Source organism: Microbispora sp. H10836 (genome assembly GCF_012999525.1).
Lineage (GTDB): Bacteria > Actinomycetota > Actinomycetes > Streptosporangiales > Streptosporangiaceae > Microbispora.
Map to the genome: position 1 here is coordinate 53,412 of NZ_JABBWU010000010.1, position 22,078 is coordinate 75,489.

The 22,078-nt window shown below is 72.3% G+C and carries 19 protein-coding genes; 12 read left to right on the forward strand and 7 right to left on the reverse strand.

Annotated features, from left to right (window positions below):
• Positions 1–22: 22 nt before the first annotated feature.
• Together HHX30_RS19365 and xseA are read left to right on the forward strand one after the other, a co-directional pair.
• The gene (locus HHX30_RS19365) at positions 23–1,099 is read left to right on the forward strand and encodes a hypothetical protein (protein WP_169983383.1); all 1,077 of its coding nucleotides are present in this window, start codon (positions 23–25) and stop codon (positions 1,097–1,099) included.
• A 115-nt stretch (positions 1,100–1,214) separates the two neighbouring features.
• Positions 1,215–2,420: an exodeoxyribonuclease VII large subunit gene (gene xseA / locus HHX30_RS19370; RefSeq protein WP_169983384.1), complete on the forward strand. Its 1,206-nt coding sequence runs from the start codon at positions 1,215–1,217 to the stop codon at positions 2,418–2,420.
• Positions 2,421–2,443: 23 nt separating this feature from the next.
• On the opposite strand, the gene asnB is transcribed toward xseA, so the two are convergent.
• Positions 2,444–4,285, reverse strand: coding sequence for an asparagine synthase (glutamine-hydrolyzing) (gene asnB / locus HHX30_RS19375; protein WP_169983385.1), 1,842 nt, complete (start codon positions 4,283–4,285; stop codon positions 2,444–2,446).
• Positions 4,286–4,420: 135 nt separating this feature from the next.
• On the opposite strand from asnB, the gene HHX30_RS19380 reads away from it, so the two are divergent.
• Entirely contained in the window at positions 4,421–4,678 is a 258-nt protein-coding gene (locus HHX30_RS19380; RefSeq protein WP_310742144.1) for an exodeoxyribonuclease VII small subunit, read from the forward strand.
• A 67-nt stretch (positions 4,679–4,745) separates the two neighbouring features.
• On the opposite strand, the gene HHX30_RS19385 is transcribed toward HHX30_RS19380, so the two are convergent.
• Entirely contained in the window at positions 4,746–5,891 is a 1,146-nt protein-coding gene (locus HHX30_RS19385) for an FAD-dependent monooxygenase (protein WP_169983387.1), read from the reverse strand.
• 59 nt (positions 5,892–5,950) lie between these two features.
• Between HHX30_RS19385 and HHX30_RS19390 the strand changes: the two genes are divergently transcribed.
• Positions 5,951–6,517 carry a TetR/AcrR family transcriptional regulator gene (locus tag HHX30_RS19390; protein ID WP_169983388.1) on the forward strand — a complete coding sequence of 189 codons (567 nt, stop codon included), beginning with the start codon at positions 5,951–5,953 and terminating at the stop codon, positions 6,515–6,517.
• 29 nt (positions 6,518–6,546) lie between these two features.
• On the opposite strand, the gene HHX30_RS19395 is transcribed toward HHX30_RS19390, so the two are convergent.
• Positions 6,547–6,936: a RidA family protein gene (locus HHX30_RS19395; RefSeq protein WP_169983389.1), complete on the reverse strand. Its 390-nt coding sequence runs from the start codon at positions 6,934–6,936 to the stop codon at positions 6,547–6,549.
• A 74-nt stretch (positions 6,937–7,010) separates the two neighbouring features.
• On the opposite strand from HHX30_RS19395, the gene HHX30_RS19400 reads away from it, so the two are divergent.
• Positions 7,011–7,916: a LysR family transcriptional regulator gene (locus HHX30_RS19400; RefSeq protein WP_169983390.1), complete on the forward strand. Its 906-nt coding sequence runs from the start codon at positions 7,011–7,013 to the stop codon at positions 7,914–7,916.
• On the opposite strand, the gene HHX30_RS19405 is transcribed toward HHX30_RS19400, so the two are convergent.
• A complete protein-coding gene (locus HHX30_RS19405) occupies positions 7,905–8,453 on the reverse strand; it encodes a DUF4245 domain-containing protein (RefSeq protein WP_169983391.1) in 549 nt (182 codons plus the stop codon). The genes HHX30_RS19400 and HHX30_RS19405 overlap by 12 nt on opposite strands.
• Positions 8,454–8,499: 46 nt before the next feature.
• Positions 8,500–9,093 (reverse strand): TetR/AcrR family transcriptional regulator, encoded by a 594-nt coding sequence (locus HHX30_RS19410; protein WP_169983392.1) that lies wholly within the window; start codon positions 9,091–9,093, stop codon positions 8,500–8,502.
• 146 nt (positions 9,094–9,239) lie between these two features.
• Between HHX30_RS19410 and glpX the strand changes: the two genes are divergently transcribed.
• Positions 9,240–10,268, forward strand: a complete 1,029-nt coding sequence (gene glpX, locus HHX30_RS19415; protein ID WP_169983393.1) for a class II fructose-bisphosphatase — start codon at positions 9,240–9,242, stop codon at positions 10,266–10,268.
• On the opposite strand, the gene HHX30_RS19420 is transcribed toward glpX, so the two are convergent.
• The gene (locus HHX30_RS19420) at positions 10,265–10,912 is read right to left on the reverse strand and encodes a DUF1707 domain-containing protein (RefSeq protein WP_169983394.1); all 648 of its coding nucleotides are present in this window, start codon (positions 10,910–10,912) and stop codon (positions 10,265–10,267) included. The genes glpX and HHX30_RS19420 overlap by 4 nt on opposite strands.
• A gap of 108 nt (positions 10,913–11,020) precedes the next feature.
• Between HHX30_RS19420 and HHX30_RS19425 the strand changes: the two genes are divergently transcribed.
• Both HHX30_RS19425 and HHX30_RS19430 read left to right on the forward strand, forming a co-directional pair.
• Positions 11,021–13,402: a LuxR C-terminal-related transcriptional regulator gene (locus HHX30_RS19425; RefSeq protein ID WP_211592226.1), complete on the forward strand. Its 2,382-nt coding sequence runs from the start codon at positions 11,021–11,023 to the stop codon at positions 13,400–13,402.
• Positions 13,403–13,484: 82 nt separating this feature from the next.
• A complete protein-coding gene (locus tag HHX30_RS19430) occupies positions 13,485–14,720 on the forward strand; it encodes an MFS transporter (RefSeq protein ID WP_311922610.1) in 1,236 nt (411 codons plus the stop codon).
• Here the strand turns inward: HHX30_RS19430 and HHX30_RS19435 are convergent.
• Positions 14,717–16,072, reverse strand: a complete 1,356-nt coding sequence (locus HHX30_RS19435; protein ID WP_169983396.1) for a PLP-dependent aminotransferase family protein — start codon at positions 16,070–16,072, stop codon at positions 14,717–14,719. The two genes, HHX30_RS19430 and HHX30_RS19435, sit on opposite strands and share 4 nt — an antisense overlap.
• Positions 16,073–16,139: 67 nt before the next feature.
• Between HHX30_RS19435 and HHX30_RS19440 the strand changes: the two genes are divergently transcribed.
• The 4 genes from HHX30_RS19440 (at position 16,140) to HHX30_RS19455 (ending at position 22,063) form a co-directional block, all read left to right on the forward strand.
• On the forward strand, positions 16,140–17,033 hold the full coding sequence (locus tag HHX30_RS19440) for a DMT family transporter (protein WP_169983397.1): 894 nt from the start codon (positions 16,140–16,142) through the stop codon (positions 17,031–17,033).
• A gap of 368 nt (positions 17,034–17,401) precedes the next feature.
• The gene (locus HHX30_RS19445) at positions 17,402–19,054 is read left to right on the forward strand and encodes a fumarate hydratase (RefSeq protein ID WP_169983398.1); all 1,653 of its coding nucleotides are present in this window, start codon (positions 17,402–17,404) and stop codon (positions 19,052–19,054) included.
• 99 nt (positions 19,055–19,153) lie between these two features.
• On the forward strand, positions 19,154–20,578 hold the full coding sequence (locus HHX30_RS19450) for a serine/threonine-protein kinase (RefSeq protein ID WP_169983399.1): 1,425 nt from the start codon (positions 19,154–19,156) through the stop codon (positions 20,576–20,578).
• Between the two features lie 42 nt (positions 20,579–20,620).
• Positions 20,621–22,063 (forward strand): serine/threonine-protein kinase, encoded by a 1,443-nt coding sequence (locus tag HHX30_RS19455; RefSeq protein WP_169983400.1) that lies wholly within the window; start codon positions 20,621–20,623, stop codon positions 22,061–22,063.
• The last annotated feature ends 15 nt before the right edge of the window (positions 22,064–22,078 follow it).

A 22,078-nucleotide genomic window follows, 5' to 3' on the forward strand; every position in this document is an offset into this window, starting at 1 on the left:
CGTCCTTAGAGCAATAACGACAGTGCTACAGACCGCTCTGAACGGGGTCGGGCAGGCACTGGTGGCCGGCGACAAGATCAAGACCACGATCAAGCATCGCTTCGCCGGTGGTGAGGCGCAGGACGGCGAGCGTCCCGAGACCGCCGACGCGACCGGGACCGAGCAGGCCGCCGCCCAGTCCACCGCACAGTCCACCGAGGAACGGACCGAGCCCCGCAAGCCCGTCATCTACGCCCCTCGCCCGAGCAAGACCGAGCGGGCCGAGCAGGCCGAGCGGGCCGAGCAGGCCGAGCAGGCCGAGCAGGCCGAGCAGGCCGACGCGGTGACCACCGAGACGCCCGCGGCGGCCGAGACACCGGCCGAGACACCCGCGGAGACACCGGCGGAGATACCGGCGGAGCCTGCCCCGGCCGAGACGGCGTCCGCCGAGGCCGAGACCCCCGTCGCCGCCGAGGTCGCGGACCAGGCCCCCGCCCCCAGGAAGCCGCGCACCCGCAAGGCCGCCGCCAAGCCCGCGGAAACGGCCGAAGCCACGGAAAGCGCCGGAACCGCCGAGGCCACTGGAACCGCTGAGGCCATGGGAACCGCCGAGGCCGCCCCCGCCGAGGCGCCCAAGAAGCCGCGCACCCGGCGCAAGGCCGCCGCCGAGACGCCCGAAGCCGCACCCCAGACTTCCGAAGCGACCCCCGAGGCCGCGGCCGCCGCCGCGCCGAAGGCCACCAGGACCCGCCGCAAGGCCGCCGCCGAGACGCCCGAAGCCGCACCCCAGACTTCCGAAGCGACCCCCGAGGCCGCGGCCGCCGCCGCGCCGAAGGCCACCAGGACCCGCCGCAAGGCCGCCGCCCCCGAGGCGCCGCAGAGCCCCGCCGAGGCGACGGCGGAACAGCCCGCCGGGGACGCCGCCGCCGAGCCCACCGAGCCCACCGAGCCGATGCCGGGCTACGCGAACCTCTCCGTGGCGTCGTTGCGGGCGCGGATGCGCGGCAAGTCGGCCGAGCAGGTGCACGCGCTGCTGGACTACGAGCAGGCACACCTGAACCGCCCCGAGGTGGTCCGGATGTTCCAGAACCGGCTGTCCAAGCTCCAGTCCGAGTCCTGATCCCCGGGCCGCGCCCGCCCGGCCGCCGGTGGATTGTCGGCGGGTACGGCTAGCCTGCAGGTGCGAGCGGCGAGCGCACGGCGGGTGACGCGGCCGGGTCAGGCGAGGAGGGCACTTGAGCGCGAAGACGTCCCCGGAGGCGCCCCTGCCGATCAGGTCGGTGCTGCAGATGGTCGCCCAGTGGATCGGCAAGCTGGGCACCGTCTGGGTCGAGGGGCAGATCACCGAGCTGACGGCCCGGGGCGGCACCGTCTTCCTGACGCTGCGCGACCCCGTGGCCAACGTCTCGGCGCGCATCACCTGCGCGCGGGCCGTCTACGAGGCGAGTGTGCCGCGTCCCGTGGACGGCGCACGCGTCGTGATGCACGTCAAGCCGGACTTCTGGGTCAACAGGGGCTCGTTCGCGTTCACGGCCCTGGAGATCCGCCCGGTCGGCATCGGCGAACTGCTGGCCCGGCTCGAACGGCTCCGTCAGGTGCTGGCGGGCGAGGGCCTGTTCAACGTCGACAGGAAAAGACGGCTGCCGTTCCTGCCGGGCACCGTCGGCCTCGTCTGCGGGCGGGACTCGGCGGCCGAGCGCGACGTGCTGGAGAACTCCCGCCGCCGCTGGCCCGCCGTCCGCTTCAAGGTGGAGCAGGTCGCCGTCCAGGGGCCGTACGCCGTGGGCGAGGTGACCGAGGCGCTGCGGAAGCTCGACGCCGACCGCGAGGTCGACGTGATCATCATCGCCAGGGGCGGCGGCTCGCTGGAAGACCTGCTGCCGTTCTCCGACGAGTCGCTGGTGCGGGCCGTCGCGGCCTGCCGCACACCCGTGGTGAGCGCCATCGGCCACGAGCAGGACAGCCCGCTGCTCGATCTCGTGGCCGACGTGCGCGCGTCGACCCCGACGGACGCGGCCAAGAAGGTGGTTCCCGACGTGGGCGAGCAGATCACGCTGATCCACCAGCTCAGGGACCGGGGCAGACGGGTGCTGCGCGGCTGGGTCGACCGTGAGATGTCGTGGCTCGAGTCCGTCCGTTCCCGGCCGTCGCTCGCCGATCCCGTCCGGGAGCTCGATCGGCGGGCCGAGCAGGTCGACGCGTTGCGCGAGCGGTCCAGGCGCTGCCTGTCGGCGTCCCTGGACCGCTCGGCCGACTCGCTGGAACATCTCAGGGCCAGGCTCGTGGCCCTCTCCCCCGCGGCGACCCTGGAGCGGGGTTACGCCATCGCGCAGCGTCCTTCCGGAGAGGTCGTCCGCCTGGCCGGGGACGTCAAGCCGGGTGACGAGCTCACGATCCGCTTCTCCGACGACCGTGTGACGGTGACCGCCCAGGACTCGTGACCCGGCTTACGCGCCGCAGCGGGTCAGATCGCGAGGCGCACGTCGTAGGCGCCGAGCCACGCGTTCATCTGCAGGATGCCCTCCAGCGACGTCCGGGCGCCCTGCAGGCTGACCGCGCCCATGGGCTGGTCGAGCATCGTGCGCACCTTGCCCGCGTCCACCAAGGAGCCGATGGCGGAGTCCCCGTCCAGCACGCGGGTGACCTCGGCACGCAGCGCGCGCTCGTAGGCCGGGTCCTGGGTCGAGGGGTAGGGCACCTTGCGGCGCTCCACCACCGAGCGGGGCAGCACGTCGGCCGTCGCCGCGCGCAGCAGGCTCTTCTCGTGCCCGTCGAAGGTCTTCATGGCCCAGGGGGCATTGAAGACGTACTCGACCAGGCGGTGGTCGCAGAACGGCACCCGGACCTCCAGGCCCACGGCCATGCTCATGCGGTCCTTGCGGTCGAGCAGGATCTGCACGAACCGGGTGAGGTGCAGGTAGCTGATCTCCCGCATCCGCTTCTGCAGCCCGGTCTCCCCCGGCACCCGGGGCACCTCGGCCAGCGCCCGCTGGTAGCTGTCGGCGCGGTAGGCGGGGATGTCGAGCTTGCGCAGCAGCTCCTCGTTCAGGAACTCGCCCCGGCTGGACAGGCCCGTCTGGCCCTGGATGGCGAGCCACGGGAAGGTGCCGGAGTTGACCGCCTCCGGATCGTGGAACCACCGGTAGCCGCCGAACACCTCGTCGGCGGACTCCCCCGACAGCGCCACCGTCGAGTGCCCCCTGATCGCCTTGAAGAGCAGGTAGAGCGAGGTGTCCATGTCGCCGATGCCGAGCGGGAGGTCCCTCGCCCGCAGGACGGCCGCGCGGACGGCGGGATCCATGAGATCGGCCGAGTCCAGCACGATGTCCGTGTGATCGGAGCCGACGTGCCGCACGACGTCGTGGACGTACGGCGTGTCCGGGGTGTCGCGCATGTCGTCGGCCTGGAAGTTCTCGCTGTAGCCGGCGAAGTCGACGGAGAACGACCGCACCCCGCCCTGGCCGGCCAGCACGCGGGCCGCGAGCGCGGTGACCGCGCTGGAGTCGAGCCCGCCGGACAGCAGCGTGCACAGCGGCACGTCGGAGATGAGCTGCCGCTCGACGATGTCGTCGAGCAGCTCCCGCACGGTCCGGATGGTGGTCTGCAGGTCGTCGGTGTGCTCGCGCGACTCCAGCCGCCAGTAGCGCCGCTTGCTCAGGCCCTCGCGCCGCAGCTTCACCACCTGGCCGGGCCGCACCTCGTGCATGCCGCGGAAGACGGCGGACTCGGGCGTCTTGACGAAGGCCAGGATCTCGCGCAGGCCGTCGGCGTCGATCACCCGCTCGGCGAGCGGGTTGGCCAGGATGGCCTTGGGCTCGGAGCCGAACAGCACCCCGTTCGGTGTGGGGTAGTAGTACAGGGGCTTGATCCCCATGCGGTCGCGCACGAGCAGCAGTTCCTCGCGGCGGGCGTCCCAGATGGCGAAGGCGTACATTCCGTTGAGGCGGGAGACGAAGTCCTCGCCCCATTCGAGGTACGCCTCCAGGACGACCTCGGTGTCGCTCTGCGTCCGGAACCGGTGCCCGCGCCGTTCGAGCTCGGCGCGCAGCTCCCTGAAGTTGTAGACCTCGCCGCTGTAGGTGAGCGCGGCCACGGCCTCGTCCCCGGTCCCGGCGGTCATGGGCTGGCGCCCGCCCTCGATGTCGATGATGGCCAGCCGCCGGTGGCCGAACGCGACGTGCGGAGCGAGCCACGCCCCCTCGGCGTCGGGCCCCCGGCACGCCATCGTGTCCGTCATGGCCTGCACGGTCTCCCGTTCGCGACGAAGGTCACGTCCGTAGTCCACCCAGCCGCTGATTCCACACATAAGGATGACCCCCCGATCATCGCCCCCGAAGATGGTTAGTACACCTAAATAACGGACTAATCACCTCTTTTATGCCCAAAGCGGACAGCTCTAAGGGACCGCGGAGTGTCGGCCCCGGCCTCTAAGGTGGGGGACGTGGCTGAGGACAAGCAGACCCCGTCGGACAAGCAGACCCCGTCGTACGAGCAGGCCCGCGAGGAGCTGACCGACGTGGTCCGCCGCCTGGAGACCGGCGGGCTCACGCTGGAGCAGTCGATAGAGCTGTGGGAGCGGGGAGAGCGGCTGGCCGCGATCTGCGAGGAGTGGCTCCAGGGCGCCCGCGCGAAGCTGGCCGCCGCGATGGCTCAGCGGCAGGAGCCCCAGCCCAACGGCCCGGAGGAAGCGCCCTTCTGACTCCTGGGCTCGGCTGCGACGCGTCCGCCTTGCTCCACGCTCGCGAGGGGCAACAACTGCCGGACCCTCAGGCGTTCCAGAGGGCGGCGAGCTGCCGGGTGGCCAGCCGGGACGGCACGGCGCGCAGCAACGTGTCGCGCAGCCACGCGGCGATGCCGGTCCGGGAGGTCAGCCGTGACTGCCGGGACGCCGCCCGCATCATGTGGTTGGCGCGGGGCCTGCGCTCGGCGTCGTAACGCAGGAGCCGCTCGGCCACATCCACCGGCTCGGCGTTGCCCAGGTGGCGGCACAGTGCGGCGGCGTCCTCGAACGCCTGGCTGGCACCCTGACCGAGGTCCGGTGACATGGCGTGCGCGGCGTCGCCGAGGAGCGCGATCCTGCCGGCCGCGAACGAGGACAGGGGTTCGGCCAGGCAGGCGATCGGATCGACGTAGACGGCGGCGGGCGGGGTGGCCTCGATCAGCGTCGTGACGAGGGGGTGCCAGTCGGCCATCAGCGACAGCATTTGGCGGCGCGCCTCGTCCGCGTCCGGCGGCGTGCCGTGCAGGGCGGAGTCGGTGAACCAGTACAGGCGGTCCTCGCCGACGGGGAACAGGCCGAACATCGCCCCACTCCGGCGGTCGACCAGCTGGCCGGCGAGCAGATCCGGGTCCAGGCCGGGCGGACGGGGCAGCATGCCGCGCAGGTCCATCCGGCCGGTCCGCCGCAGCCCGGGGTGGGCGGGGAACAGCTGTGCGCGCAGCGTGCTTCCGATGCCGTCGGCCACGATCACGGCGTCCGCTCTCGCGACGGGGTTTCCCTCGCTGATCACCGTCACTCCGGTGGGGCCGGGCTCCAGGCGTTCGACCGGAGTCGCGGTCCGCACCAGCTCGGACGGCAGCGGGGCGCGAAGCGATCGGTGCAGTTCCGCTCGCTCGATCATGGCGGGCGCCCCGATCTCCTGCCGCGCCCGGGCCATGTCGGTGACCAGCAGCGGCCGCCCGCGCCAGTCCCGCAATCCCCCGCGGGTCACCCGCATCACGTGCCCGCGGACGTCTTCGGCCAGCCCCAGTGCGTCCAGAGCGCGTAGCCCGTTGGGCATGACCACGATCCCGGTGCCCGCTTCCCTCAGCTCGGCGCCCCGTTCGAAGAGTGTCACCTCATGACCCAGGCGATGCAGCCCCACCGCCGCCGCCACTCCGCCGAGCCCGGCGCCGACTACCACGACCCGCACGAGACCTCCCAGTAGATTCACTACGCTCGTACTACTACGGGTATTGGTAACATGACCCCATGCCGCCCACCAACGCGGCCCGGCGCCGGGCCCTGGCCGATGCCGCCATCGGCTTGCTGGCGTCGGCGGGCGTGCACGGCCTGACCCACCGGGCGGTGGAGAAAGCGGCGGACGTCTCACCGGGAACCGCTTCGAACTACTTCCGCAGCCGGGAAGCGCTGCTGGTGGCCGCCGCGGAGCGCATCGCCGAACTGCATCACGCGGACACCGGCCAGGCCGTCGAACAGCCGGCGACACTGGTCGACCTGCTGACGGAATCGTTGTTCACAGCGGCGACCACACTCCGCAGCCGCTACCTGGCGATCTTCGAACTGCAACTGGAGGCCGCGCGCCGGCCGGTGCTCGCATCGGCGCTCGCGGGCCTGCGGGACACGGCGTCGCTGGTCACCGCCGGGCACCACGACGAACTCGGCCTCGACATTCCACGCGAGAAGATCCCCGCCCTGATCGCGCTCTACGGCGGTGCGCTGTTCACCTTGGTCGGCGCACCACCGGAACACGTCAGCAGGGACGTCGTGCGCAGCATGGTCGAGGTCATCGTGCACGGCTGTATTCCGCGGACGTGAGCGTGGGTCCGGCGTGACGGCAGGGGTCGTCAGACGCCGGACCGCCGCGCGTCCACCTCGATCTCGATCTTCATACGGGGGTCGGCCAGGCCGCACGCCAGCATCGTGGCGGCCGGCCGTACCTCGCCGAACCGGCGGCGCAGGACCGGCCAGCACGGCTCGAAGTCGGCCCGGTCGGGCAGCAGGTAGCGCACCCGCACGACGTCGGCGAAGGTGCACCCCGCCTCGGACAGCGCCGCCTCGATGTTCCGCAGGCACTGCTCGGCCTGCTCCACCACGTCCTCGGAGATCGTCATCGTGGCGTAGTCGAAACCGGTCGTCCCGGAAACGTGCACCCGGTCGCCGTCCACCACGGCACGGGCGTAGCCGATCTGCTCCTCGAACGTCGAACCGCCGAGGATCGCGCGTCGCTCTGTCATGCGCCAGAACGCTAGGCCGAGGCATGTCGATACGTCTAATACATCCTCAGACATCGCCTGATATCACTGGGCATATGGAGCGCCCCGAACTCCCCCTGGCGCAGTTGCACGCCTTCGTCGTGCTCGCCGAGGAACTGCACTTCGGCCACGCGGCCGCCCGCCTGGGCATCGCCCAGCCGCCGCTGAGCCAGCAGATCCGCCGCCTGGAGGACAAGGTCGGTCACGCGCTGTTCGCCCGGGAACCGGGACGTGTCGCGCTGACCGCGGCGGGTCGCGAGCTGCTGCCCGCCGCCCGGCGCGCCCTCGCCGATCTCGCCGACGGGCTGTCCGCCGCCAGGGCCGCCGGCAGCGGCCGGATCGGCCGCCTCCGTATCGGCTTCGCCGCCTCCGCCGCCCTGACCGTCCTGCCCGACCTGCTGCGCGCGTTCCGGCGGCGTTACCCCGGCGTCCGCCTGGACATCCAGGAGATGACCACCGCGCCGCAGATCGCCGCCCTGCGCGACAGGACCATCGACGTCGGACTGCTGCGCGAGCCCCCCGCGGACGAGCCGGACCTGAACTTCCGGACGGTGCTCACCGAGCCCTTCGTGGCCGTGCTGCCGTCCGCCCACCCGCTGGCCGCCCTGCGGTCCGTACGGCTCGCGCAGCTGGCGGACTCGCCCTTCGTGCTTCTGCCCCGCGCGGCCGGGCCAGGACTCCACGATCAGATCGTCGGTCTGTGCGCGGCGGCGGGCTTCACACCCCGGGTCGCTCAGCGCGCGGTGGAATGGCAGACCGTGTGCGCCCTCGTGGAGACCGGCCTGGGCGTCTCCCTGGCCCCGGCGAGCATCCGGCGCATCCGCCTCAAGGGTGTGGCCTTCCGCACGATCGAGTCCGGCGCGCGTACCCGGGTCGCCGTCGGCTGGCGCGAGGACGACCGCAGCCCCCTGGTCGCGCATCTGCTGGCGGCTGTCAGCCCGGCTCCCGAATCAGCCCGCTGACGGCGTCGCAGAGGGTTTGGCCTGGGGGGCGAGGGTCCGGACGAGGGCGGTCAGCTCGTCCCAGTCGGCCGACCCGGTGACGACCACCGCGTGGTCGGGGAAGACGCGGACCAGCGTCCGCTGGTTCTTGTCCTGGCGGAACCGCTCCTCCCAGGTCACGCCGTCGATCTGACGGCTTCCGCCGGGCTTGTCGGTGTTGGCCATGCGGTTGACGAATTCCGCGGACGGCCTCTCGTCGCTCTGGGCGAGCATGGCGTGCTGGCGCTTGGCGGTCGCGAACCCCAGCCGCCACGTCACGACGCCGTTCTTCTGGGTCAGCGAGGAGCTGTTGGGGACCCAGTTCTCCGGGACCCGGCCCGGGGCGACGACCTCGTACGGCGCGGTGCGCGCCGCGTTGACCTGGTCGATCGAGAAGTCCACCCGCGGGATGTGCTCGGTGCGGTTTTGCGGCGTGATGAGCAGGAACACGCCGACGGCGGCGAGGCAGACGAAGAGCGCGAACGCGTAGCCGTAGAGTCCCTGGGTGAATCGTCCCACGTAATGCGAGATTAGTCGGTGAAGCGGGTGGTGGCCGTACCGGCCGTCACGGGTGCCGAATATCGCCGATGATGCGAAGAGCGTCCTCGGCCATCCTCCGGGCCGCCTCCGGGTCGTCGGACAGCGTCACCTCCTGCACGACGGCCGCCAGGGCGCCGGTGACGACGACGACCAGCGCGTCCTCGTGCTCGAACAGCGCCGCGGTGCGCCTGGCCCACTGCCGGAGCCGGTCGCGCATGATGACCTCGAACCCGGGCGGGGCGTCGCCGCGCAGGAAGAGCGCGGCGAGGTCGCGCTCGGCGAGGCAGCCCTCCAGATAGGCCCGCGCAGCGGCGAGGAACTGGGGCATCGGGTCGGTCTCTCCGGCCCCCCGGGCCTCCTGCACGGCCTGCCGGGTGCGCTGGGCCTGCCGCTTCTGGAACTCCTCGAACAGCGTCAGGTAGAGGTCGGCCTTGCCGGAGAAGTGGTGGTAGAGGCTGCCGACACTGGCGCCGGCCCGGGCCACGACGTCGGTGACGCCCGCCTCGGCGAAGCCGCTCGTGATGAAGGTCTCCTTCGCGGCCTCCAGGAGGGCTCCCCTGGTCGCCGCGCCCCGCTCCGACGTGCGCATCGTCACTGGTCGTTCTGTGTCGCTGCTCATGCGGCGACGATATCCCCGAGCCGTCCGTTCCGGGGGTCCGCACTCGCAAATGGCCTCCTACCTGGCCCAACAGGTCCAGACCAATCGGACAAGAACGGCTTCGCGAACTACGATCGCTGGAACGGCACCTACCTAAAAGGGGACTAATGGCTGATCACGTACCGGCCGCTCTGGCGACGGGGGAACGCGCACCCGACCGCAATCTGGCTCTGGAACTGGTCAGGGTGACCGAGGCGGCGGCGATGGCGGCCGCGCGCTGGGTGGGACGGGGAGACAAGAACGGGGCGGACGGCGCCGCCGTGAACGCCATGCGTCAACTGATCAACACGGTCTCGATGAAGGGCGTCGTGGTGATCGGCGAGGGCGAGAAGGACAACGCCCCGATGCTGTTCAACGGCGAGGACGTCGGCGACGGGACCGGCCCCGAGTGCGACGTCGCCGTGGACCCGATCGACGGCACCCGGCTGTGCGCGCTCGGCATGAACAACGCGATCTCCGTGATCGCGGTCAGCGAGCGCGGCTCGATGTACGACCCGTCCGCGGTCTTCTACATGGAGAAGCTGGTCACGGGCCCGCAGGCGGCCGAACATGTGGACATCAACGCCCCGGTGGGCGACAACATCCGCGCCGTGGCGCGGGCCAAGGGCGCCAAGCCGTCCGACGTCACCGTGGTGATCCTGGACCGGCCTCGGCACGAGCGGATCGTCAAGGAGATCCGGGAGACCGGCGCGCGGATCCGTTTCATCACCGACGGCGACGTGGCCGGCGCGATCATGGCGGCGCGCAGCGGCACCGGCGTCGACCTGATGCTCGGCATCGGCGGCACGCCCGAGGGCATCGTCGCCGCCTGCGCCCTCAAGTGCATGGGCGGCGTCATCCAGGGCAAGCTGTGGCCGCGCGACGAGGAGGAGCGCCGCAAGGCCCTCGACGCCGGGCTCGACCTCGACCAGGTGCTCACCACCGACGACCTCGTACGCTCCGACGACGTGTTCTTCGCCGCCACGGGCATCACGGACGGCGAGCTGGGGCACGGCGTGCGGTTCCAGGGCGGCGCGGCGGTGACGCACTCCCTCGTCATGCGGGGGCGGTCGGGCACGATCCGGAAGATCGAGAGCGAGCACCAGCTCTGGAAGCTCGGCGCCTACAGCGCCATCAACTTCGACACAGCGGTCTAACGCCCGAACAGGCGGCGGCGGGGGCGCTTCGGCGAGCGGGCGACGACCTTGCCGCCGAAGACGAACCCGGCGAGCTCGATCACGGGCGCGTCCGGCGCGAAGTCGGTCGCGCCCGGCGGGAGCCGTACCTCGTTCCTGAACGACCGGACGCGGGCGTCCGGGGCGGTCACGATCCGCACGCCCTCGGGAACCATCAGGTTGACCGTGCCGGCCATGACGGCGAGCTGGACCACCACGTGCCGCGACTGGAGCAGCGCCTCGCACAGGTCCATCGACACCGTGCCGCCCAGGGACGTCACCGGCACCTGGGAGGGCACGACCCACCGGCCGCCGCGGGTCTCGGTGCGGAAGAAGGCGGTGACGGGACGGCTGTCCATGCGGAACGGCTGGCTCTCCGGCGGCAGCAGGTCCACGGTCAACTCGGCCAGCTCACCGAGGGTGCGCGCGGCCCACACGCGCTCGATCCGTTCCTCGTGCTCGATCGGGGTGAGCCGCCCGTCGGTGACGGCGTCCGCGAGCACCGCGACGATCCGCTCCCTATCGGCGTCGGAGGCCCGTAGCAGGGAGGGGTCCGGCGTGTCGGCGGTGCGCGGCGAGAGAAAGGCGGAGATCCACTTCACGGCTGAGGACTCGCTGCTGCTCACACCATCGAGAGTAAGCGGTCTTCACGCGGCGGTCACCACGCGACGCGGCGCCCGGCCCCGACCGGCGGCGACGTTGACCGGGGACTCGTGGCCGCTTAGCGTGAGGAGGTGGTCGCGGGGGCGGTGACACGGCAGGTCGGCAACCTTCCGGCCGACCTGACGAGTTTCGTCGGCCGCAGGCGTGAGCTGGCCGAGATCAGGCGGCTGCTTTCGGCGTCGCGCCTGGTGACCCTCACGGGAGTGGGCGGCGTCGGCAAGACCCGGCTGGCCCTGCGGGCGGCCGCCGAGCAGCGCCGCGCGTTCGACGGCGTCTGGCTGGTGGACCTGAGCACCGTCGGCGACCCCGGGCTCGTCGCGGAGACGGTGGCGGCGACCATGGGCGTACGGGACGAGGCCGCGGCCTGCCCGCTGGACGCGCTGGAGCGGGTACTGTCCTCCCAGCGCACCCTGCTCGTGCTGGACAACTGCGAGCACCTGCGCGACGCCTGCGCCGTGCTCGCCGACCGGCTCCTGCGGGCGGCTCCCGAACTGCGCATCCTCGCGACGAGCCGGCAGTCGCTCGGCATCACCGGCGAGCACCGGATGAAGATTTCGCCGCTGCCCGTCCCGGAGCCGGACCGGCCGCTCGACCGCAGGTCGCTGGAGTTGTACGACGGGGTCAGCCTGCTGACGGAGCGGGCGGCCGCGGTCCTGCCCGGTTTCGCCGTCACCGAGGACAACCAGGCGGCCGTCGCCGAGCTGTGCCGCCAGCTGGACGGCATCCCCCTGGCCATCGAGCTGGCCGCGGTGCGGCTGCGGGCCCTGTCGGTGAAAGCGCTGGTCGAGCGCCTGCGCGACCGCTACCGCCTGCTCACCGGAGGCAGCAGTACGGCGGTGCCGCGGCAGCAGACCCTGCACGCGCTGGTCGACTGGAGCTTCCAGCTGCTGCCCGCCGCCGAGCGGACGTTGTGGACCCGGTTGTCGATCTTTCCCTCGCACTTCGACCTGGACGCCGTCGAGGCGGTGTGCACCGGCGACGGCATCGAACGCGACGACGTGCTCGACCTGCTCGACGCGCTGCTGGACAAGTCGCTGCTGCTGCGTGAGGAGCACGCGGGCGCGGTCCGCTACCGCATGCTGGACACCCTGCGCGAGTTCGGCCGCAAGCGTCTCGGCGGCCCCGCGGAGCGCCGGTCGCTCCAGCGGCGGCACCGGGATCGGTATCTCCTGCTGGCGCGGCGGGCGGCCGCCGAGTGGTTCGGCCCCGACCAGCTCTCCTGGTCGAGGCGGCTGAACCTGGAGCAGGCGAACCTGCGCGCCGCGATGGAGTTCTGCCTGCATGAGCCCTGCGAGGCGGAGATCGGGCTGCGCATGGCGACCATGCTCATCGACCCCTACTGGATACCCAACGCCTTCTACAACGAGAGTCGCCACTGGCTCGACCGTGCGCTGGCGGCGGTGCCGCGACACACGGTGCTGCGCGCCCGCGCTCTGCTCTTCGACGCCTTCCTGGCACTCATGCAGGGGGACACCGCGGCGGGCCTGTCCCTTCTCGACGAGGGCCGGGCGCTGGGCGAGGAACTGGGCGATCGAGACGTCCTCGCGCACGCGACCCTGGTCGCCGGGCTGGCGGCGCACTGCGTGGGCGACTACCCGAGCTGCGCCGAGCTGCTGAATCGGGCCCTCGCCGAGCAGGAGGCCGCGGGTCACAAGATCGGGACACTGATGTCCCTGAACACGCTGGCGGCGACGGTGGGCCACCTCGGCGACCGCGAGCGCGCGACGGAGCTGTTCGAGCGGAGCCTCGAGCTGTCCAGGAGCCACGGAGAGAGAGCCGGCCTGGCCTGGAATCTGACGATCTTCGCGATCCACCTGTGGCAGTGCGGTGACGACGAACGCGCGACCGAGCTGGCGCGCGAAGGGCTGGCTCTGGGCCGCGTCTTCGGCGACCGGCTGAACGCCGCGACGAACCTGCAGACGCTCGCCTGGCTCCTGACGAGGAAAGGCCGTCACGCGGACGCCGCGCGCCTCCTCGGAGCCGCCGAGGAGATCGGGCGCGCGATGGGCCTGACCCCGACCAGGGTCAAGCGGCTCGCCGAGTTCCGTGAGAGCTGCCTGGCCGTGCTCCGGAGCGTTATGGGCGACAAGGCCCTCGGCAGGGAGCTGCGCCGGGGCCGCCGGATGACGCTGGACGAGGCGATCGAGGAGGCGCTCGGCGAGCGGGCCAAGGCCATGCCCGCGCGCCCGGACGAGACGGCCGCGGTGGCAGAGCCCACGCGGCCCGCGCCGGTGACCCCCGCGGCCGAGCCGTCCCCGCTCACCCGGCGGGAGCGGGAGATCGCCGAACTGGTCGCCCAGGGACGGAGCAACAAGGAGATCGCCTCGGCCCTCGTCATCTCGCAACGCACGGTGGAGGGCCACGTCGAGCACATCCTGGACAAGCTCGGCTTCGCCTCCCGGGCCCAGATCGCCGCCTGGGTGGCGGCACGCGAAGCAGGCGGCAGGCCCTGACCGGCGCACCCCATTGACCGGGCGGGTGGCGGATCCTACGCTGGCGAAAACTTGAACCCCCCTCATGTTTCGGAGGCCCGCGGTGTCAGCAGAGGGCACGGTGCCCACTCCTCGGCCCACTCCTCGCGACCGGCAGGCGCGCCTCGCCACGTTCGCGGTGTTCTTCGTCCAGGGCCTCACCTTCGCCACGCTGCTCACCCAGGTGGCGGCGTTGCAGAAGAAGCACGGCCTGACGGACGGTGAGCTGACCATCCTGCTCCTGGTCGTCCCGGTCATCGCGGGGGCCGGGAGCGTGCTCGCCGGCGCCGCCGCGTCGCGGTGGGGCAGCCGGCTGATCCTGCGCCTGGTGCAGCCGCTCGCCTGCGCCGCCGTCGTGCTCGCGGGCCTCGCCGCGAACGTCCCCATGCTGGTGGCGGCCAACGTCCTGTTCGGCCTCGGCCTGGGCGGGGTGGACGCCGGCATGAACATGCAGGGCGTCGCGGTCGAGCGGGAGTACGGCCGGGCGGTGCTCACCGGGTTCCACGCGCTGTGGAGCGTGGCGGCGGTCATCGGGTCGCTGTGGGCCTCGGCGGCGGCCACGTTCGGCCTCGGCCTGCCAGTCACGTTCACGATCGCCCTCGTCCCGGCCGCCGCGCTCGCCGTCCTGTCCTCCCTCTGGCTCTACCGGCCGCAGGAGGAACACCGCGCGCCCGCGGACCGCGACGAGCACGCGGACGCGGACGGGCCGGCCGGGGTCGCGTGGCGCCCGATCATCCCTCTCTGTCTCGCGATGGCGTTCCTCTACGTCGGCGACTCGTCGGTCTCCAACTTCGGGACCGTCTTCATGGACAAGGTTCTGCACGCCTCGGCGACCGTGATCCCGCTGGCTCTGGGGGCCTACCAGCTCACGACGTTCCTGGTGCGCGTCGGCGGCGACTTCGCGGTGCGCAGGTGGGGCCCGGCGGCGATCGTGCGCGCCGGGGGCGCCGTCGCGACGCTGGGCTTCGTCGCGATCGTGGCCGCGCCGTCCGTGCCGCTGGCGATCGCGGGCTTCGCCCTCACCGGGATCGGTCTGTCCGTCGTCGCCCCGCAGTCGTTCTCCGCGGCCGGCCGCCTCGACCCGGCGGGCACCGGCGTGGCGATCGCCCGGGTCAACATGTTCAACTACGTGGGCTTCATCGTGGGGGCCGCGCTCGTCGGAGGCGTCGCGGACGCCGCCGGCTTCCGCGTCGCCTTCGCCGCTCCGCTCGCGCTCGCCGCCGCGATCATCCTGCTCGCGCGCGGCTTCCAGCCCCGTACGGCCCGCCCGGCCCCTACGACGGCTCCCCTGACGTCCTAGCTGGGGAGCGTGGCGGCCAGGGCGCGGACGGCCTCGGTCACGCGGTGGGCGGGCAGGCGGGCGAAGCCGATCACCAACCCCGGCGACCCGTGGGCCGGCGTCACGACCTCGGCGGACAGGCCGGCGGCGTGGGCGGCCGCCACCAGTGCGGACGGGTCGCCGTCCGGCTCGGCGTACAGGTGCAGCCCCGCCGAGATGCCGTGCACGGTGACCCGTGGCAGGTGCTCGGCCAGGGCGCGGACCAGGGCGTCCCTGCGCCGCCGGTACTCGCGGCGCATGCGGCGCAGGTGCCGGTCGTACGCGCCGACGGCGATGAGGTGGGCGAGCGCGTACTGGTCGATGACCGGCGAGCCGAGGTCGAGCTCCCCGCGCGCGAGCCGTACGGCACCGGCGACGCGCGGGGGCGCCGCGACCCAGCCGAGCCGCAGCCCCGGGGCGAGGGCCTTGCTCACGCTGCCCGAGAGCACGACCCGGTCGGGCGCGAGGCCCTGCAGGCACCCGACGGGGTCCCGGTCGAAGCGCAACTCGGCGTCGTAGTCGTCCTCGAGCACGAGGGCGCCCGTGCGGCCCGCCCAGTCGACCAGCGCGGCGCGGCGGGCCGGAGACAGGACGACACCGGTCGGGTACTGGTGCGCCGGGGTCACCAGCACGGCGTCGGCGTCGCCGGGCAGGGCCCCGACGACGATCCCCTCCCGGTCGACGGGCACGGGGACGATGTCCGCTCCGGCCCGCCGGAGCAGCGGAAGCTGACGGGGGCTCGTCGGGTCCTCGACCGCCAGGACGACCCTGCGGCCCAGATCCCGCGCCAGCGCCTGCACGGCGAGGCTGAGCCCTTGGGCCACCCCGGTCACGATCACCACGTCATCCGCCGGCGCGTCCGCCGCGCGCACCCGGCCGAGGTACGCGGCGAGTTCGCGGCGCAGGGTGGGCACCCCACCCGGGTCGCCGTAGTCGAGCGCGTCGTTCGGCAGCGTGGCCAGGACGTGGCGGACGGCGGCGAGCCAGGCCTGCCGGGGGAAGGTGCCGAGATCGGGCGAGGTGGGCCGATGACCGTAGTGGGGCCGGCCGTCCCGATCCTGCGGGGTCTGCTCGGCGGCGTGCCGCCCCGCCCCCGCCGCGACCCGGGTGCCGGCGCCCGTCCTCGACTCGAGGACGCCCTCGGCCACCAGCTGCTCGTACGCCTCGACCACGACGCCGCGCGACAGGCCGAGGTCACGGGCGAGGTCGCGGGTGGCGGGCAGGCGGGTGCCGGGGGCGAGCCGGCCGGACCGGACGGCCTCCCGCACCTCGCGGGCTATCTGGGCGGCGAGCCCGCCCGCGGCCCTGTCGACCACAAGGTGAAGATCGGCCATTGGTCCACGATAACGCGCCACGATTGGACCGGTTGCGAGGACCAAGGTCTTCCTAGCATCGCCAGACATGAACACTCATGTCGCCGGCGCCGCCGGGGCGATGTTCCTCGTGGGGACGCTCGCGGCGGTCTCGGATGTCATCGCCGGCTATCCGGTCTACGGCGGCCAGGCGCTCCGCTACGCCCTCGCCGCCGTGATCCTGCTCGCCGCCGCCCGGACGCGCGGCCTCGGCCCGGTACGACTGCGGCCACGCCAGTGGGGCCTGCTCGGCGCGCTGTCGCTGACCGGGCTCGTGCTGTTCAACGTCTGTGTGATCGAGGCGACCCGGGCGGCCGGGCCGGCGCTGCCCGGCATCGTCCTCGGCGCGGTGCCGCTGGCGCTCGCCCTCGTGGGGCCGGTCGCGACGGGCGCCCGGCCGTCGCCACGCGTCGTGGCGGCGGGCCTGGTCGTGGCCGCCGGGGCGGTCCTGGCGACCGGCGCCGGCAGCGGGAACCTGGCCGGGCTGCTGTGGTCTGTCGGCGCCCTGGCCTGCGAGCTCTGCTTCTCGCTGCTGGCCCTGCCGCTGCTGCCGGTGATCGGGCCCGTCAGGGTGTCGGCCTGGTCGGCCGCGCTCGCGGTGCCGTTCCTGCTGGTCGCCGGCGTCGCCCTGGACGGCCGTCACGTGCTGCGCGTGCCGACCGCCGCGGAGGCGGCCGGTCTGGCCTACCTCGCCGTGGTGGTGACGACCGTGGCGTTCTTCCTGTGGTACCGCTCGCTGCCCCGGCTGGGCGCTGACCGGGCCGGGCTGTTCGCCGGGATGATCCCCGTGGGCGCGATCGCCACGGCGGCTCTCCTGGGCGTCGCCATACCCTCCGCGGCCGACCTGGCCGGAGCGGCCCTCGTGATCAGCGGGATCGCCCTCGGGCTCCGTTCGTCCTCACCTCGTCCGCCGGTTCGGGTCGCGGCTCGCGAGATGCCCTGACCTGGTCCGCGGCCTCGCTCGACGGCGGCCACTCCCCGGAGGGCCGCCCCGCGCCGGGAGAGGACAACCATGTGATGTCGCCGTCCTTGACCTGCCGCAGCACGAGCGTGAGCAACGACACCGCCAGGGCCACGAGGATGCCGATTGCGAATATGACCATGACCCATACTTCGCCGTCCATGGCCCCTCCCCTCTCTATGTCTCAATTATCCCCTTTTATGCTCGGATATTCAGTATGAACTTATTCAAAAGCTACTCATAGCCCGGACATGATGACCGCGGCCCGCGCGCCGTACGCTGTGCAAAGACCATGGGCGGTCCGCGCGGCGGGCGCGCCCGACCAGGCAGACCACGAGGAACCGAGGACGATGCCGGAGTTCGACTACACCGACCTGCTCCCGCTTGGACCGGACGAGACGGAATACCGCCTGATCACCACCGAGGGGGTGCGGGTCACCGAGGCGGCCGGGCGCAGGTTCCTGGAGGTCGAGCCCGAGGCCCTGCGGCTGCTCACCGAGACCGCGATCCACGACATCTCGCACTACCTGCGGGCGTCCCACCTGGCACAGCTGCGCAAGATCGTCGACGACCCCGAGTCGAGCGGCAACGACCGCTTCGTCGCCCTCGACCTGCTCAAGAACGCGAGCATCTCGGCCGGCGGCGTGCTGCCGATGTGCCAGGACACCGGCACCGCGATCGTCATGGGCAAGCGCGGCCGCCACGTGCTCACCGACGGGCGCGACGCCGAGCACCTCAGCCGCGGCGTGTACGACGCCTACACCCGGCTCAACCTGCGCTACTCGCAGATGGCCCCGCTGACGATGTGGGACGAGAAGAACACCGGCTCCAACCTGCCGGCCCAGATCGAGCTGTACGCCGAGGACCCGAACGGGCACCCGGACGAGTACAAGTTCCTGTTCATGGCCAAGGGCGGCGGCTCGGCCAACAAGTCGTTCCTCTACCAGGAGACCAAGGCGGTGCTCAACGAGAAGCGCATGCTCGCCTTCCTTGAGGAGAAGATCCGCTCGCTCGGCACCGCCGCCTGCCCGCCGTACCACCTGGCGATCGTCGTGGGCGGCACCAGCGCGGAGTACGCCCTGAAGACGGCGAAGTACGCCTCGGCCCGCTACCTCGACTCCATCCCCACCGAGGGCTCGCCCGCAGGGCACGGCTTCCGCGACCTGGAGATGGAGAAGAAGGTCTTCGAGCTGACCCAGAAGCTGGGCATCGGCGCGCAGTTCGGCGGCAAGTACTTCTGCCACGACGTGCGGGTCATCCGGCTGCCGAGGCACGGCGCGTCCTGCCCGGTCGCCATCGCGGTGAGCTGCAGCGCGGACCGGCAGGCGCTGGCGAAGATCACGCCGGAGGGCGTCTTCCTCGAACAGCTGGAGACCGATCCCGCCCGGTTCCTCCCGGACACGACGGACGAGCACCTCGGCGGCGACGTGGTGAGCGTCGACCTCAACCGCCCGATGCCGGAGATCCTCGCCGAGCTGAGCAGGTATCCGGTCAAGACCCGGCTGTCGCTCACCGGCCCCCTCGTCGTGGCCCGCGACATCGCCCACGCCAAGATCGCCGAACGGCTCGACGCCGGCGAGGACATGCCGCAGTACATGAAGGACCACGCCGTCTACTACGCCGGTCCGGCCAAGACCCCCGAGGGCTACGCGTCCGGTTCCTTCGGCCCCACCACCGCGGGGCGGATGGACTCCTACGTCGAGCGCTTCCAGGCGGCGGGCGGCTCGATGGTGATGCTGGCCAAGGGCAACCGGTCCAAGCAGGTGACGGACGCGTGCCAGAAGTACGGCGGCTTCTACCTCGGCTCCATCGGCGGTCCGGCCGCCCGGCTGGCCCAGGACTGCATCAAGAAGGTCGAGGTCCTGGAATATCCGGAGCTCGGCATGGAGGCGGTCTGGAAGATCGAGGTCGTGGACTTTCCCGCGTTCATCGTGGTGGACGACAAGGGCGACGACTTTTTCACCGATACGACCGGGCCCGTCCTTACCATCGGACGACGCTGATCCTGCGGGGAGGTTGTCAGGATCTTTGACAGAAGATCTCAACAATTTCCCGGCATGGTCTCTACAGGTCGCACTACACAAATCGGTAAGCTGCCACTCATGCGTGCGCCGTCCGGATACCTGCTAGCCGCGCGCTATCGGCTGATCGAGCCGGTCGGGCGCGGCGGGATGGGCACTGTGTGGCGCGCGCGTGACGAGCTGCTCGACCGCGAGGTGGCTGTCAAGGAGGTGCGCCTCCCCCTGGTCCTGGACGAGGACCTGCGGGCGGAGCTGTGCGCGCGCACCGAACGCGAGGGCCGGGCGACCGCCATGGTCGCCCATCCCTCGGTCATCACGGTCTTCGACGTCATCACCGAGGACGACCGTCCCTGGATCGTGATGGAGCTGCTCAGGGCGCGCTCGCTGGAGGAGCTCATCCGCCAGGAGGGCCCGCTGCCGCCACGCCGAGTGGCCGACATCGGCCGGCAGGTGCTCGGCGCGCTGCGCGCCGTCCACGCCAAGGGCATCCTGCACCGCGACGTGAAGCCCAGCAACGTGCTGGTGACCGACGACGACCGGACCGTGCTGACCGACTTCGGGCTGGCCGCCCTCGAAGGCGACGCCTCCATCACCCAGGCCGGGATCGTCCTCGGCTCCGCCGGGTACATCGCCCCCGAGCGCGTCCTCGGCGACAAGGCGAGCCCGGCGGCCGACCTCTGGTCGCTGGGCGCCACCCTCTACACCGCCGTCGAGGGCCGCGGCCTGCACGGGCGCCGGACGGCGGCGGCCGCGCTCGCGGCCCTGACAAGCGGCGCTCCCATCCCCATGGAGAAGGCCGGCCCGCTCGCCCAGGTCCTGCGCGGCCTGCTCCAGATCGACCCCGCGGCCAGGCTCGACGGCGTCCGCGCGGCCCACGCGCTGTCCAGGATCGCCGCCGGAGGCTCGGCCGAGGACCCCTTCGCCTCCCCGCTCCGCGGCGGCCGTTCCACACCGCCGCCGACCGCCCCGCAGCCCACGGCCCCGGAGACCCGCAAGCCGCCGCAGCGCAGCCAGCGGGGGCAGCACCGCGCCGAGTCGCGGCCCACGCCCAAGGTGACCCCGCGCGACCGCGACTCGGGGCCCCACCGGCAGCCGGGCCCGTACGGCCAGCCGTACCGGCCGGCGGAGTACGGCCAGCCCCACCCGTACGACTCGTACGCCTCGGGGCGCTACGACCTGTACGGCTCCCGCGGGCAGTCGGGACAGTACGGGCAGTTCGGCCAGAGTGGTCAGCTACGGCACAACGGCTCCTACACCGGGAGCCACAGCGGCTCCCACAGTGGCTCGTTCAGCGGCCCGCATCCGCAGTACGCGCAGTCCGGCCACCACCACCGGGAGATGCCGGCCGTGCCGTCCCCGCGCCGGCGGCCGAGCGAGGGCCTGCACCGCAAGCCGTCGGAGCCCGCTCTCCACCACGTCGTGCGCATCCCCATGATGCGGCACGTGGCGAAGATGATCAAGATCCTGCTCCCCCGCCGGTATTGGCCCAGAATCTTCATCAAGTAACCGGAAAGCGATTTTCAAGACAGAATCGCTATCTTTCTAACTATGCCGGAACAGCATTCGCCGCTGCTCGCCGACCGCTACGAGCTGCGCACCCGAATCGGCCGGGGCACCATGGGCACCGTCTGGCGTGCGTACGACCGGTCGCTGGGCCGGGAGATCGCGGTCAAGGAGATCCGCCAGGACCCCTCGCTCAGCCCACGGCAACGTCAGGAGCTGCGCGAACGCATGATGCGCGAGGGCCGTATGGCCGCGCGCGTCAGCCATCCCTCCGTCGCCACCATCCACGACGTGATCGTGTCCGACGGCATCCCGTGGATCATCATGGAGCTCGTCGAAGGACGCTCGCTGGAACAGGTGATCGACGAGGAGGGGCCGTTGCCGCCGCGTCTGGTGGCGGAGATCGGCTACGACCTGCTCGGCGCGCTGCGCGCGGCCCACGCGCGCAACATCCTGCACCGTGACGTCAAGCCGGCGAACGTGCTGCTCACCGAGACGGGCAGGGTGGTGCTGACCGACTTCGGCATCGCCAAGGCCCTGGGCGACAACGCGCTCACCCAGACCGGCATGGTGATCGGTTCTCCGGGTTACACCGCCCCGGAGCGGGCCCGGGGCGAGTACACCGGCCCCGAGTCCGACCTGTGGTCGCTCGGCGCGACGCTGTACTTCGCCGTCGAGGGGCGGCCGGCGTACGAACGGGCGACCGTGGGCGAGACGCTGGCCGCGTTGATGACGGAGAAAGCGGACCCGCCCAGGCAGGCCGGGCCGCTGCGGCAGGTCCTGGACGGGCTGCTGGAGAAGGACCACACCGCGCGCCTCACGCCCGAGCGAGCCGCCGCGATACTGCGGGTGATCGCCGACACCCCAACGGGCGCCATTCCCGCGGTGCCTCCGGCGCCCCCGGCGCCGTCCCCTCGCCCCGCATCCGCTCCCTCCGCCGCGCCTGCCGGGCCCGTCGCGCCCGTCGCGAGGCAGGACGGCCCGGCCGGGGCCGACGAGGACGACGCCAACCGCACGATGGTCGTCGTCCGTCCCAAGGGCGGGCTGCGCATCCCACCGCCCGGCGAGGCGCGGCAGTCCGGGCAGGACGTACAGGACGACGCCGCCCGGCCGCCGGCCGGCAACGGCTCGGAAGCCGCCGACAGGCACAGCACCACGGTCCCCGGGAGGCTCCCCGGCCGGGGACCGGCGACGCCCCCGCCACCCGGCCCCGCCGCCGGGAACCGTCCGGCGCCCGTTATGCCGGGACAGCCCGCCGGTCCGCACCCACCGCACACTCCGCACCCGCCGCACCCCGGCCCCTTCTTCCCGCCGGGGAACGGCGTCCCCGGCCGACCGCCCAGCCTGGGCACCGATCTGTTCACGATGCGCGGCCCCGACGAGCCGGACACCGGAACGCGGGTCCGGGTGCTCGTGACGATGGGGATCGTGCTCGTCGTCGTCCTCGTGTTGATCCTCCTGGGCGTGTTCTTCTTCTTCGCGAGGTGATGTTGCGCCGGGCGC

Coding starts and splice junctions, on each gene's coding strand:
- asnB (WP_169983385.1), bottom strand. CDS start 4,285: ATGTGTGGAATCAGCGGCTGGGTGGACTACGGACGTGACCTTCGTCGC.
- HHX30_RS19390 (WP_169983388.1), top strand. CDS start 5,951: ATGCCGCCCACCAACGCGGCCCGGCGCCGGGCCCTGGCCGATGCCGCC.
- HHX30_RS19395 (WP_169983389.1), bottom strand. CDS start 6,936: ATGACAGAGCGACGCGCGATCCTCGGCGGTTCGACGTTCGAGGAGCAG.
- HHX30_RS19400 (WP_169983390.1), top strand. CDS start 7,011: ATGGAGCGCCCCGAACTCCCCCTGGCGCAGTTGCACGCCTTCGTCGTG.
- HHX30_RS19410 (WP_169983392.1), bottom strand. CDS start 9,093: ATGAGCAGCGACACAGAACGACCAGTGACGATGCGCACGTCGGAGCGG.
- glpX (WP_169983393.1), top strand. CDS start 9,240: ATGGCTGATCACGTACCGGCCGCTCTGGCGACGGGGGAACGCGCACCC.
- HHX30_RS19435 (WP_169983396.1), bottom strand. CDS start 16,072: ATGGCCGATCTTCACCTTGTGGTCGACAGGGCCGCGGGCGGGCTCGCC.
- HHX30_RS19440 (WP_169983397.1), top strand. CDS start 16,140: ATGAACACTCATGTCGCCGGCGCCGCCGGGGCGATGTTCCTCGTGGGG.
- HHX30_RS19445 (WP_169983398.1), top strand. CDS start 17,402: ATGCCGGAGTTCGACTACACCGACCTGCTCCCGCTTGGACCGGACGAG.
- HHX30_RS19450 (WP_169983399.1), top strand. CDS start 19,154: ATGCGTGCGCCGTCCGGATACCTGCTAGCCGCGCGCTATCGGCTGATC.
- HHX30_RS19455 (WP_169983400.1), top strand. CDS start 20,621: ATGCCGGAACAGCATTCGCCGCTGCTCGCCGACCGCTACGAGCTGCGC.